Source organism: Flavobacterium akiainvivens (genome assembly GCF_001278115.1).
GTDB classification, from domain to species: Bacteria; Bacteroidota; Bacteroidia; order Flavobacteriales; family Flavobacteriaceae; genus Flavobacterium; species Flavobacterium akiainvivens.
Window position 1 is genome coordinate 734275 of the sequence record NZ_LIYD01000005.1, and the last position, 13204, is coordinate 747478.

The window sequence follows — 13204 nt, forward strand, 5'->3', positions numbered from 1 at the left end:
ATAACATGAAAATAGCCAAAGCGTTACTATTATTTGCTTTTATAAATGCCGCCGCCCAGGATAATTTTAATCTTGTTGTAGGTACATACACCAATGCCTGCGAAAGTAAAGGTATTTATGTGTATGATTTTAATACCAATACCGGCGAATTTAAGGCCAAAAGCAATACTGATGGTGTGGTAAACCCAAGTTATGTAACGCTTAGCGCAGATAAAAAGTATTTGTACAGTGTAAACGAAGACGGCAAGAACAGTGCAGCCAGCGCGTTTAAATTCAATGCCGTTACGGGTAAGCTGGACTTTATAAACAAGAAAGAAACCAAGGGGGCCGACCCATGCTACATTATCAACGACGATAAAAATGTGATTACGGCCAACTATTCAGGTGGGTCTATAACCGTATTTGAACGTAAGGCAGATGGTTCGCTTGGCGATATTAAACAACAGGTGAAGCACACGGGTACCGGGCCAAACAAAAGCCGTCAGGAAGCCGCCCACGTGCACATGGTATATTTTAGCCCTGATAAGAAATTTGTGTTTGTAAACGACCTGGGTACCGATAAGCTATCAATATACAGTTACAACCCAACCGGAGGCGATAAAACACTTGTTCTTAAAGAAAGCATTGCAGTGAAGGCAGGCAGCGGCCCACGCCACCTTGTATTTAGCCCAAGTGGTATTTTTGTGTATTTGCTGGGTGAGCTTGATGGTTCATTAACAGTGTTTAATTACAACAATAACAAGCTGGAGAAAATACAGGAAACCACAATGGGTGCTGCGATTTTTGGTGGTAAACACGGCGGGGCTGATATTCACTTTAGTAACGATGGCAAGTATTTATATACCACAAACAGGGGTGATGCCAATACTATTTCTACCTTTAAAGTGCATGCTAACGGTATGGTAAACCTGGTGCAGCAAATAAGCACACAGGGTGCAGCACCGCGCAACTTTAGTATAGACCCTAACGATAACTACCTGCTTGTAGCTAACCAAAACACCAATAACGTTGTTATTTACAAGCGAGATAAGGCTACAGGTTTCCTTGCTACAACCGGTAAAGAAATAAAATTATGCCAGCCGGTTTGCCTGGTATTTACGCCAAATAAATAAGCAAAAAATATTTTATAAGCCCCTGCTGTAGCGGGACTTTTTGTTTAAAAGCTTCCCATAAGGTGCAATCCTACAAAATTGCCAGAGATTTGCGGAACCAGTTTAAATTCTATTTTATCTGTCCAGGATGTAACATTGCTGCTTATATCCTGAATATCGCGTCTTTTTCTTGAGCTTTTTACTATAGACCCACCAATGAGTGTGCCTAATATACCTCCCGCAACCATATCTGAAACCCAATGCTTATGGCCGCGGATATCTGACAAAAATATGCCCGTAACAACGGTATAAGGTATCCAGTAATTATTAAACTCCATAGCCATTACCTTTGCAACGGCATAATAAGCAGTAGCGTGAAATGATGGCATTGCAGTGCCATACTGCCCACGGTCAAATTCTATACCGCTTAAATTTCCAAAATCAAATGGATTGCTTGTGTAAGGATATTCCGGCGGATTTCCATCGCTAAGTGTCAGGTCTGGCCTATGCCTGCCTATAACTGATTTTAGCAGTAAGTGTGATATAACGTAAGAATAGGCCAATGCTTTGAATGAGTTGACGGCAGCATATTGGCCTTTTTCATAATTTGTGGCAAATGAACCGGCATAAATGCCTAATAAAGAATACGTAATATAAGCATCAGTACCGGAAAGGAATTGATCTATAATAAAGGGATGCTCTTTCTTTGGTGAAATATTTGGCAAATGATAATCAATGGCACTTTCTATTTCATCTTGGTAAAATTCAGTAGTATATTTATCTACCAGTACCAGCCCCGCTATACCGGCGGTATAAATTGCGGTTTTTTTCCAGTTATCTGAAACACCATGTCCTATCTGTACAAAATCCTGTGGAACAGTAAGAACGCTATTTTTAATTACCCCCCAGGAAGTAGAAAATATTCCCTTTTTTTGATTATGTTGAAGCGTATCATTTTTTGTAGAGAGGGAATCCTGAGACTGTGAAAAGCCGCTTAGGCAATACAACAGCATCAAAAAACAATTGATTGAAATTTGTTTCATTAGGAAGAGATTTTTTTATGGATCAGTAGTTTGTAGGTGTGCTAATGTACTTTTGTTTTACTGTGTAATGCCTGGATTTATGATTTCGTTAACAAAAAAAGCCGCATATAGCGGCTTTTTTTATGAACTAATTAATAAAATTATTCAATTTCATATACTTTGATATAGTCAACAACATATTCCTGCGGAAAAATGCTGTCGTCTACTTCCATACCGCCAAAATGACCACCTACTGCACAATTTAAAATGAAATAGAATGGTTTGTTGAAAGGCCAGATTTCAGGGGATTTACTATCTGAAGCAAAGCTGTGAATTTCTATATTATCAACATAAAAGGTTATTTTATTTTCAGTCCATAAAGCACCAAATGTGTGAAAACCCTCCTCAAGATTTTTAAACTCCATTTTATTGCCGTTTGCATTGGCCCCATGTGTTTGTGTTGTATGTACGGTTGCATAGGCCATGTGCGGCTCGCGCCCCACATATTCCATTATATCTATTTCTCCTGCCAGAGGCCAACCCACTTTATCAATGTCGCCACCCAGCATCCAGAAGGCAGGCCAAATGCCTTTACCAGCGGGTAGTTTGGCGCGTGCTTCCATGTAGCCATATTTAAATTCTTTTTTACCCTTAGGTAGTTATACGTGTGCTGGTATAGCCGTTACCTTCTTTTTTTGTGGTAATGGTTAAGTAACCGTTTGCTACTTTATGGTTTGTGGTTGTATAGGTTTGTTTCTCAGCATTTCCAAAACCGCAATTATCCGGGCAACCGTTACCGGTTTCAAAGTTCCATGTAGCGGTATTAAGGCTGTCGCTATTGAAATTTTCCTCCCATATAAGTTTTCCTTTTTTTACCTGAGCAGTAGCAATACAGGCGCTAAGAAGTAATAGTAATAACAATTTTTTCATAATGTATTAGTTGGTTATATAACTAAAAGGTAGTTCGGTCCTGGTATCTGAGTTTGTGCCTACATACACCTTAAAATCGCCGGGTTCAGCTTCCCATTTATTGTTAGCGGTATAAAATTCTATAGTCTTTTCATTTATAGTAAAGGTAACGGTTTTTGTTTGCCCTGCCTTGATTTCTGTAAGTTCAAATCCTTTAAGCTCTTTGACAGGGCGCGTTACAGAGCCCACTAAATCGCGTATGTATAACTGTACAACTTCTTTACCGTCAACATTGCTTATGTTTTTTACATCTACCGATACGGTAATATTTCCTCCTTTTCCAAAAGATGAAGCACTTATTTTAAAATTACTGTACTCAAATTTTGAGTAACTCAGTCCATATCCAAAAGGGTAGAGGGGGGCATTTTGCTCATCAATATAATGCGACCAGAATACACTCTCGGTTGGTTGCCCGTTACCCGGTCTTCCGGTAGATTTATGATTGTAATACAGAGGTAGCTGCCCCACGCTTTTAGGAAAGCTCATAGGTAGTTTACCGCTGGGGTTGTAGTCGCCATAGAGCACCTGTGCAATGGCGTTGCCACTTTGGGTGCCCAGTTGCCATCCCTCAACAATGGCAGGTATATGTTGTGCAGCCCAGGGTATTGTTAATGGTCTTCCGTTATTGAGTACCAATACTATATTGCTGTTTACCTTGTATACTTCTTCAAGCAGTTCCTGCTGAACGCCGGGCAGGTCAAGACTTGCCCTGCTGCGGCCTTCGCCGGTTTGCAGGCCGTGCTCACCCAGTACCATAATAACCACATCGGCACCTTTGGCTGTGCTTATCGCTTCGGTAAATCCGCTTTTATCAGTTGTATTGATGTGGGTTTCGCTGGCAAAAACGGTTTGGCCAATGGCAACATCGGCACCTTTTGCATAGCTTATACGGTTACCTTTATAGTTTTGTAATCCCTCAAGTACAGATACTGCCGTACCGTCATCAGCCCCTATGCGCCACGAACCCAGCGGGCTGGTTTTGTCATTTGCTAAAGCGCCAATAACGGCTATTTTCAGGCCTTCCTTTTTTAAAGGAAGCAGGTTGTTGTCATTTTTTAAAAGTACGATTGATTTTTTAGCCATATCCAGCACGCCATCTTGAAATTCCTTTTTACCAATGGTTTGTTGCTCACGTGTTTCATCGCAATACTTATAAGGGTTGTCAAATAGACCCAATGTAAACTTTACACGAAGTATACGCCTTACAGCGTCGTCAATCTTATCTTCACTTACCTTGCCCTCGCGCACAAGTGCAGTAAGGTGGGCTACATAGCCATAGCTTTCCATATCCATATCGCTTCCTGCATTGGCAGCTCTTTCAGCAGCTTCTTTAAGGTCTTTGGCATAACCGTGCGATACCATTTCACCCAGGCTGCCCCAATCGCTTACTACAAATCCTTTAAAATTCCATTGCCCTTTAAGTATCTCTCTTTGCAGGTAAGGATTACCCGTTGCAGGTATGCCTTCCAGCTCGTTAAAAGAGTTCATAAAGGTAAGTGCTCCGGCCTCAAGCGCTGCTTTAAAAGGAGGGAGGACAATATTGTGGAGCGTATTATTGCTAATATCTACGGTATTGTAGTCTCTTCCGGATTCGGCAAAAGAGTATCCTGCAAAATGTTTAACACACGCAGCTACATTAAATTCGCCAAAATCTCCTTGAAAGCCTTTAACCCTTGCTACGGCAATCTGGCTGTTTAGGTAAGGGTCTTCTCCGGCGCCTTCCATTACGCGGCCCCAGCGGGCATCACGGCTTACATCTACCATTGGGGCAAATGTCCAGTTTAGCCCTGATGCAGCGGCTTCTGCAGCTGCTATTTCAGCCGATTTTTTTATGGCTTCCATATCCCAGCTTGCGGCTTCGGCAAGAGGTATGGGGCTTATGGTTTTATATCCGTGAATTACATCATAACCAAAAATAACAGGTATGCCCAGCCGGGTTTCTTCAACTGCAATTTTTTGCAGGGCTTTCACATCTTTAACACCCTTAACATTAAGCATAGAGCCTACCCAGCCTTTTTTAAGATGTTCATATTTAAGAGCAGCCGCTCCATCTTTTGGAACAGGGCCGGTAACCTCCCAAAAGCCATTGTACTGGTTCATTTGGCCTACTTTTTCTTCAAGCGTCATAAGTGCCAGTACTGAGTCTACTTTTTTGTCAATCGCATCGCGGTTGTTTTCAGTAACAAAGCTTTTTTTGGGACTACTGCATGCCAGTACAACCAATAAACCTGTTGCAGCTATATAAGGTGATATTTTATTGTATTTCATTCTTTTTTCGGGAATTGCCCTTACAACATAGAGGCCAGCCTGTGGCCAGCCTCTGTTGCTTTGGGGTAAAAATTAAATTGATGTTTTGGATTTGGAAAGGCTATTGATAAACGCGAACATAATCTACCTCCATAGAGTCTGTTAAGAACGTTGGGGTGTAGTTTTGCGTAAAATTACCACCCACAGCAATATTCATTATCAGGAAGTAGTTCCAATTAAAATAGGGGTGGGCGTTGCTGTTTACAAACGTTTTAAATGCAGGGTTATCATCTATATACCACTTGATAACCTCGGGGCTCCATATTAGTGTATAAGTATGCCATTCTGACGGGTCGGCCAGTTGTGTTGAGCCTGTATTTGCACTGCCTCCAAAATTACCGGGGTAATGTAATGTACCACTAATGGTTGTAGGGCTAACGTTAGCAGCATATTCCATAATATCTATTTCACCACATCCGGGCCATGGGTTAGTTGTATAATTTGAACCAAGCATCCATAGGGCCGGCCATGAACCTAGCTCGGTAGGCAGTTTAGCCCTTATTTCTACCCTGCCATAGGTAAAGTCAAATTTGTTACGAGAAATCATACGAGCCGAATTATAAATGCCGTCTTGATTTTTATTTGCTGTAATGGTTAATATACCCCCGCTTACTGCTGCGTTTCCTGACTGAGTGTAATGTTGAAGCTCCTGATTGCCCCATCCATTATTATTACCTTCTTCTAATGTCCAGTTTGCAGCATTCGGGGCACCATCTACATCAAACTCGTCTGCCCATATAAGATTGTTATATTCCGGGTCTGGCGTGGCAGATGGGTCTTGTGTAGTAAAAATATGATACCAGGCAAGGGCGTCATCACCACCCATTATTGCCCTTACTACCATACGGTTCTCTGTAAGTTCCAGTATCTCATAAGTGCTTTGGCCTATGTAATATCCCATAAAGCCACCGTCTGAAAACGTCATTTGGGTTCCTGTAGAGAATTCTTCAGGCACATAAGATTGTGCAGGTGCAAGCATTACATTTTTTTGCCCACTTACATTGTATGGAAGACAGGCATCTGTAGTCTGGTTACCGCCACCCACACTTGTAAAGGCAGCATTAAAGAATGTACCTTCATTTTCAAGCGATAGTTTAATCATACTGCCATCAAGAGTAAAGGTTAACTTGTTTGTATAAAGGCAGCTGCTTTCAGGGCTTCCTGCTTTTTCAAACGGTGCGGCAGCATACCACTCAGGCCAATAGTTATTACCTGTAGGTGTGTTAGGGCCTACACCAAGGTGGCCTTGTTCTGCTGCAGCCCAGTACCAAACTTTAGAACCAGTACCGGTTAAAAGGCCTGTTGTAACCGGATCATCAAAGTTGCTAAGTACATCTTCTATAACAAAGCTGTTGCTTGTAGAAACACCACCTCTGCCATAAGCAATTACAGTAATTTCATAGTCATTAATACCGGTACTGGTGAAGCGATACATAAGTTCGCCGCCGGCAACAGTTTTAGTGTCACCACTTGGAAAAATGTATTTATAGCTTATTGCTCCCTCAGCATATGCCTTAAGCTGCACATATCCTGTGCCGTCTCCATTAGGGTTTGCGGCATCCTGGCCCATTATATTGTAATTGAGAGACAGGGCAGTAGGGGTGTTAATATCACCAAATTTTGTATCGTCGTCTACACACCCTGTAGCTACAGCCACAAGCATAACCAGGATGCCTAATTTTTTAAATATCTCTTTCATAGCTTTTAGTTAGATTGTTTAATATCATCAATGTAGTACGTTTGATTTGTACCTGCTACACCTGCATTCATAAACACCACAACACGCTGGTAGTTATTAGCCGAGTCAGTACCCGTAAAATCAAATGTCATTTCTTCCCACTGATTTGCTACTGTTGTGCTAACATTTTTTTCTACACTGGATGTGTTGTCTATGTTTTCAAATTTGAAAATAACAGGAGTATTTGCCGTTGGGCTGTAAACCTTCATTTTTATTTTGCCCTGTGTGCTAAAATCTACCGGTTCAGACAGTAATATCCAGCTTCCGGCCCAGTCTTGCCCACCTGTAGACTTTAATATTCTTAAAACGGTGTTGCTGGTGTTTATTCCACCCGATACAGGGTTGTTTTCAACAGCACTTGCAGCACCAAGAAAATCAGTAAATGTGTAATCTAAAGATGTGTTCTCAAAAGTTATGGGCATAACCATAGGCACGCCGGAAACACTTTGCTCTACATCGTCAAAATAATATTCATCACCGGCACCAGTAACATTAAAGTTACAGAACACTACCACATTATTGTAAGTTTGGTTAGCATCGGCATTTGAGAAATCATAGATAAGCTCTTCCCACTGGTTTGCCACGGTAGTTACAGCCTGTACTTCATGGTTAATGGTGTTGTTAGCCAGGTTTTCTATCTTTAGCAGGAAGGTTGTTCCTACTGCCGGAGACCACACTTTCATTTTAAAATAAGGCATGGTTGCCAGGTTTGTAATGGGCGTATCAAGAGTAACTAATGAGCCCGCCCACGTTTCTGAGCCTGCATTTTTAACCTGTCTGGCAACTTTTGAGCTTGTATTTATACCTGTAGGATCGGGGTTATCTATAACCGTGGTTACAGCATTGCCAAAGTTTGCGAAGTTGTAGGTGTTAGTTTCAAAAGTTAACGGCAATGATACCGGATTAGATATAGTAACCGAACCTGTGTAGGTAGCTGTAGCCACACCACCACTATATGCCACAACAGTAACAGTATATGTGCCTATAGCAGCATAAGTATATGTTGCGGTTTGTCCTTCGTTAAACTGTACAGGAGGCAGTGCCGTATCTTCATCAAACCAAACTTCAAAATAGGTTTCATAATCTGCTGTAGCAGTAACGTTTACCTGAAATGGATTGCCTACAACAGTGGCAATATTTACGGCAAGGTTTTCCGGCGCTACAAAAGATACTGTTAAAGGTTGTTCCATTTCAGTAGACTTACCGTTTATACTATAACCGATGAGCTTAACGGTATAAGTACCTTCAGCATAGGTGTGTGACGTTTTTTCTCCAACATTTACAGAGGCCGGTTCTGTGGTGCCATCACCATAAAAAATCTCAAAACGGGTAACGCCTTCACCGTGTGGTGCAATAGTTACCAGGCCAGAATTATCCTGGGTTATGGTAAATAAAGCGGTTAGGTTTTGAGGTGCCGCTGCATCATCAGCAAAAGTGGTATCCTGGTCAGAATCTTCGCAGCCTATACTTAAGGCTACAAATAAGACTGCAATTATGTATTTTATTTTTTTCATAAATTATCTTAATTAATAGCCGGGGTTTTGTGGCCAGTTTCCGTTAGAAAATTGTATCTCCTCATAAGGTATTGGAAACACTTCGTTTTTATTAGATGTAAACCCATTAATTTCACTTTGTGCCTTACCTGTTCTTACAAGGTCAAAAAAGCGGTGTCCTTCTCCAACAAGCTCAAGCCTTCTTTCCAGTAAAATGCGGTCATAAAGGCCATCTCCGGTACTGGTTATATTATGGTTGTTATCGCCAAAGGCACGTTGCCTAACCTGGTTAACATACTGTTGGGCTTTTTGGTCGTTACCCGCCCTGTTAAAGGCCTCGGCTGCCATTAGTAATATATCGGCATAGCGAATAGCCCTGTAGTTGTTAGGGTTGGTTAGCTTGCTGTCGCCCAGGTTAAGGTCACCCTGCCTTGGTATGTATTTTTTATTATAATAGCCGGTATGCTCATAACCTACACCGTAGGTTACACCGGGATTTGCAGCAGCCCAAGCATTGATATCAAGTATAGCTACATCGCGGCGGTTATCGCCCGGTTCAAAGGCATCATAAGCTTCCTGCGCAGGTATGTTAAAGCTGTATCCGGCATCATATAGCGGCCCTACATAGTTCCTGGGGCCGTTAAAGCCTACGGCAACGTTACCTTCACTACACTGAAGGCATCCAAAACCGGCACCTTCAGCATCGCTATACTGTACTTCAAAAACCGATTCAGGGCCATTTTCGCCTGCACTTTCAAATATGGTGTTATAGTCTGTTACAAGGGTGTAAGTACCGCTTTGTATAAGTGTTTCCAATACTGTTGAGGCTTCCTGGTATTTACCCTGATATAAATAAGCTTTGCCAAGCAGTGCCTGTGCAGCGCCTTTAGTAACACGGCCTTGTTCCTGTGCTTCAACAGAAAGGTTTTCTATTGCAAATAAAAGATCTGCCTCTATTGATGCATATACCTCCTGTGGGGTACAGCGGGGTATGGTAGTTTCGTCTCCTACTGCAAACCTCATATCGCCCTTCATGGGGATACCACCAAACCATTTTACAAGCTCAAAATGGAAATAAGCCCTTAAAAAACGGGTTTGTGCAATAATGCTCTGCTTACCTTCAAAATCAAGCTTATCCTGAAATTCGAGTATGTAATTAGCCCTGTTTACACCGGCAAACATCCAGTCCCATACGTTTTTAAGGTTAGGGTTTACAGGAGTGTGGGTCATATCGTCAATTTGCTGGAAACCCGGCACGTCTGTAGCGCTTTCGCCACCACAAAGGGTATTGTCTGATGCAATTTCACCAAGCAGAACATTTACATAAGTAGACTGCAAAATGTCATACACTGCAATCAATGCATAGTTATAATCTTCGGGCGAATTAAAATAGTTTTCTGAGTCTATAGAGTATGCCGGTGTGCGTTCTGTAAAACTGTCTGAACACGAAATGTTTAGCGATAGCAGGCTAAACGCGGCAATAGCTGTTATTATCTTCTTTTTCATTGTCAATTAAAATTTAATGTTAGCACCTACCATAAATGTTCTGGGTACCGGATAAAAACCATAGTCTATACCGCTGCCAATAGGTGCCCCGGATGAAGCACTTGGGTCATAGCCCCGGTATTTTGTAAAGGTGTAAAGATTGTTTACAGCTACATATATCCTGGTTTGGGTAACCACATTGCCCAGCCAGTTAGGATTTATGCTGTAGCCCAACTGTAGGTTTTGTATCCTGCAATATGAAGCATCCTCCACATAATAAGATGAGAAAAGTGTATTGTTATTTGCCCCAACAGTCTGGATAGGGATAGTATTGCTTGTGCCTTCGCCGGTCCACCTGCCAAGTACATAATTAAGGCGGTTGCCATTAGGTACATTTCTTTCATAAGCCCTTACCATGTCATTTCCAAGAGATGCAAACGCATAAGCTGTAAGGTCAAAACCTTTATACCTTAGCGTTACATTAAGCCCCATGGTAGCATTTGGTATAGGGTCACCAATATTAGTTTTATCATCAGGGGTAATTATACCGTCGCCGTTAACATCTTTAAATCTAATGTCGCCCGGGTGTGCTCCTGTACCACCAAGGCCTGCCTGGCTTGGAGCGGCATCAACTTCTGCCTGGTTCTGGAAAATACCATCCATCTGGTAACCATAGAAGTAGCCCATAGGCTGTCCAACCTCCATTCTTGATGGTTGTTCGCTCAGTCCAAAAGTACCGCCGGGGTAGTAACCTGTACCATTGTTTACCGCAGTTACTTCGTTTTTAAGGAATGTAACGTTGTAATTGGCATCAAGCTGCATACCTTCAATAATATCTGTTTTATAACCTAAAGCAAGCTCAAAACCGCTATTACGAACGCTACCTGCATTTACAGTAGGAGCGCTTGCTCCCGGTGCACCGATGCCTATTATACCCGATACCGGAATATTAGGAATAAGAAGGTCATCTCGGGTATCAATAAAATAATCTGCTACAAGGCTAAGCTTATCGTTAAAGAAATAAATATCAGCACCTACGTCAAATTTCTTGGCTACTTCCCACTTAACATTAGGGTTTACAACCGTTCCTGTTGCAACACCGTTTACAAGTTGCCCGTTAAATACATACGTTGCCTCACCACTTAGCAAAGACCTGTAGGTGTTAGAACCAATAAGGTCGCTACCCAGTTCGCCATAGCTGGCGCGTAGTTTTGCAAAGCTTATGATGCCTTTGTCATTTGAATCTTCGCCACCTCCAAAGAAGCTTTCGTCTGACATAACCCAACCTGCTGTTACAGAAGGAAAATAAGCTACTGAATTGCCCGGGCCAAATTTTGTAGACATATCACGCCTAAGCATGCCTGACAGCAAGTACCTGCCTTTATAGTCGTATTGTATCCTTCCAAAATAAGAAAGCCTTCTGTCATCATACGTATATGAACTGTTTGTTTTAGAGTCGCTAAGCCCGTTTGCCAGGCTTATATCTGCATATTCCCATGAGTTGTAAGGAACGTCAAATCCTGTTGCGGTTACATTCTGGCCATACGTTTTAAATACGGTCATACCGGCTGTGGCTGTAACATTATGGTTTTCGGCAAATGTTTTAGCGTATGTAGCAAAAAGGTCATACGTATAGTCGTTAAAATTACTTGCGCTCTGGGTAACGCTGCTGCGCTGCACATCATAAATTTTACCACCATAATTAACCTGTTTACCAAATGTTTTACCCCTGTCTGTAGAAGAGTTGAAACCTATCCTGCTGGTTATGGTTAGCCCATCAATAATTTTGTAGTCAAGGCCAAATGTACCGTTGATTTTCTTAAAATTATAAGCGTTATAGGTATTAGCCATTTGTGCCAGCGGGTTGATAATTTCTGTACCAAAACCGGTATCGCTTGGCACGAGGGTAAAGTCTCCGGTTTCATTGTAAGGCGTTAATACAGGTGAAACGTTTAATGTATTAAAAAGCACCGAACCCAATACGTTTTCGCTAAGGCTTGCCCTGTCAAACTGCGTGTAAATCACGTTACCGTTCATCCTTAGTCTGTCTGTAAGGTCGGCGGTTAAGGATATCCTGGCAGTATTTCTTAAAAAGTTTGCCTTGTTGCCGCCCACAATACCTTCCTGCTCAACACGTGAGCCGCCTACTGAGTATGAAATTTTATCGGCACCGCCGCTAAAGGTAATATCCTGGCTTGTTATTGGCGCATCATTTTGAAAAACCTGATCCTGCCAGTTGGTGCCGGTTCCAAGCCCGCTAAGGTTAGGGAAGGGAATAGGTTGCCCACCGTTAGCATAGCTTTCGTTAAGCAAAGCGGCATACTCAGTAGCGTTTAATGTTGGCAGCTTTCTTGTTGTTTCCTGAAAACCGGTAAATACATTGTAGCTAACTTCGGGCTTTTGGTTTTTACGGCCCTTTTTAGTGGTTACAAGTATAACACCATTGGCACCAATTGTACCATAAATGGCAGCTTGGGCATCTTTAAGAACGGTAATACTTTCAATGTCAGATGCGTTTAATAGGCCAAGTTCGCCCTGGTAGCCGTCAATAATCACTACCGGGTTGGCGTCGCCATTTGTGGCTATACCACGAATCCTGATGCTAAGCCCCGCTCCCGGAGATCCAGAGGTTGATGTAACATTAACTCCCGATACAGTACCTTGTAGTGCCTGTTCAATTTTTACTGGCCTAAGCTGGTCCAGCGTTTCTGAGCCAATTGTGCTTACAGCGCCGGTAACTTCTTTTTTGCGCTGGCTACCGTAACCAATAACCACAAGTTCTTCAAGGCTTTCTACCGAAGCTTCTAACGAAACAGTAATGGTTTCTGTAGCTGTAACAATTTTTTGAAATGGGGTATAGCCAATAGATGAAAACTCTAATATAGAGCCTACCGGCACCGAGATTGAAAAATTACCGTCGAGATCTGTTACGGTAGCTGTTGTGGAACTTTTTACAACGACACTTACTCCCGGCAGAGGATCTCCGGAGGCCGCTTCTGTTACCTTTCCGTTTATTTCAACATTCTGTGCAATACACAGGGCTGAAATAAACATAAAAGCAATGGCTAATAGTTTTGACTTCATATAATACTAAAATGT

General features: G+C 42.1%; 9 protein-coding genes. 1 reads left to right on the top strand and 8 read right to left on the bottom strand.

The window, feature by feature from the left end; translation table 11 throughout:
* Positions 1-5: 5 nt before the first annotated feature.
* Positions 6-1112, top strand: a complete 1107-nt coding sequence (locus AM279_RS03315) for a lactonase family protein (protein ID WP_054410093.1) — start codon at positions 6-8, stop codon at positions 1110-1112.
* Between the two features lie 44 nt (positions 1113-1156).
* Here AM279_RS03315 and AM279_RS03320 read toward each other — a convergent pair whose 3' ends face one another.
* The 8 genes from AM279_RS03320 to AM279_RS03350 all read right to left on the bottom strand — a co-directional run bounded on the left by AM279_RS03320 (position 1157) and on the right by AM279_RS03350 (position 13189).
* Entirely contained in the window at positions 1157-2134 is a 978-nt protein-coding gene (locus tag AM279_RS03320) for a phosphatase PAP2 family protein (RefSeq protein ID WP_074961532.1), read from the bottom strand.
* A 140-nt stretch (positions 2135-2274) separates the two neighbouring features.
* Entirely contained in the window at positions 2275-2736 is a 462-nt protein-coding gene (locus AM279_RS21005; protein WP_316948646.1) for a glycoside hydrolase family 16 protein, read from the bottom strand.
* Between the two features lie 28 nt (positions 2737-2764).
* Entirely contained in the window at positions 2765-3043 is a 279-nt protein-coding gene (locus AM279_RS21010; protein WP_316948647.1) for a glycoside hydrolase family 16 protein, read from the bottom strand.
* Between the two features lie 6 nt (positions 3044-3049).
* A complete protein-coding gene (bglX, locus tag AM279_RS03330; protein ID WP_054406240.1) occupies positions 3050-5350 on the bottom strand; it encodes a beta-glucosidase BglX in 2301 nt (766 codons plus the stop codon).
* A 100-nt stretch (positions 5351-5450) separates the two neighbouring features.
* On the bottom strand, positions 5451-7088 hold the full coding sequence (locus AM279_RS03335) for a glycoside hydrolase family 16 protein (RefSeq protein WP_054406241.1): 1638 nt from the start codon (positions 7086-7088) through the stop codon (positions 5451-5453).
* A 5-nt stretch (positions 7089-7093) separates the two neighbouring features.
* A complete protein-coding gene (locus tag AM279_RS03340) occupies positions 7094-8641 on the bottom strand; it encodes a hypothetical protein (RefSeq protein WP_054406242.1) in 1548 nt (515 codons plus the stop codon).
* A 12-nt stretch (positions 8642-8653) separates the two neighbouring features.
* Positions 8654-10126 (bottom strand): RagB/SusD family nutrient uptake outer membrane protein, encoded by a 1473-nt coding sequence (locus tag AM279_RS03345; protein WP_054406243.1) that lies wholly within the window; start codon positions 10124-10126, stop codon positions 8654-8656.
* A gap of 6 nt (positions 10127-10132) precedes the next feature.
* Entirely contained in the window at positions 10133-13189 is a 3057-nt protein-coding gene (locus tag AM279_RS03350; RefSeq protein WP_054406244.1) for a SusC/RagA family TonB-linked outer membrane protein, read from the bottom strand.
* Between the last annotated feature and the right edge of the window lie 15 nt (positions 13190-13204).

Bases quoted from the DNA above. Each gene is read 5' to 3' on its own strand.
- AM279_RS03335 (WP_054406241.1), bottom strand. From the start codon at position 7,088: ATGAAAGAGATATTTAAAAAATTAGGCATCCTGGTTATGCTTGTGGCT.
- AM279_RS03315 (WP_054410093.1), top strand. From the start codon at position 6: ATGAAAATAGCCAAAGCGTTACTATTATTTGCTTTTATAAATGCCGCC.
- bglX (WP_054406240.1), bottom strand. From the start codon at position 5,350: ATGAAATACAATAAAATATCACCTTATATAGCTGCAACAGGTTTATTG.
- AM279_RS03340 (WP_054406242.1), bottom strand. From the start codon at position 8,641: ATGAAAAAAATAAAATACATAATTGCAGTCTTATTTGTAGCCTTAAGT.
- AM279_RS03345 (WP_054406243.1), bottom strand. From the start codon at position 10,126: ATGAAAAAGAAGATAATAACAGCTATTGCCGCGTTTAGCCTGCTATCG.
- AM279_RS21010 (WP_316948647.1), bottom strand. From the start codon at position 3,043: ATGAAAAAATTGTTATTACTATTACTTCTTAGCGCCTGTATTGCTACT.
- AM279_RS21005 (WP_316948646.1), bottom strand. From the start codon at position 2,736: ATGGAAGCACGCGCCAAACTACCCGCTGGTAAAGGCATTTGGCCTGCC.
- AM279_RS03320 (WP_074961532.1), bottom strand. From the start codon at position 2,134: ATGAAACAAATTTCAATCAATTGTTTTTTGATGCTGTTGTATTGCCTA.
- AM279_RS03350 (WP_054406244.1), bottom strand. From the start codon at position 13,189: ATGAAGTCAAAACTATTAGCCATTGCTTTTATGTTTATTTCAGCCCTG.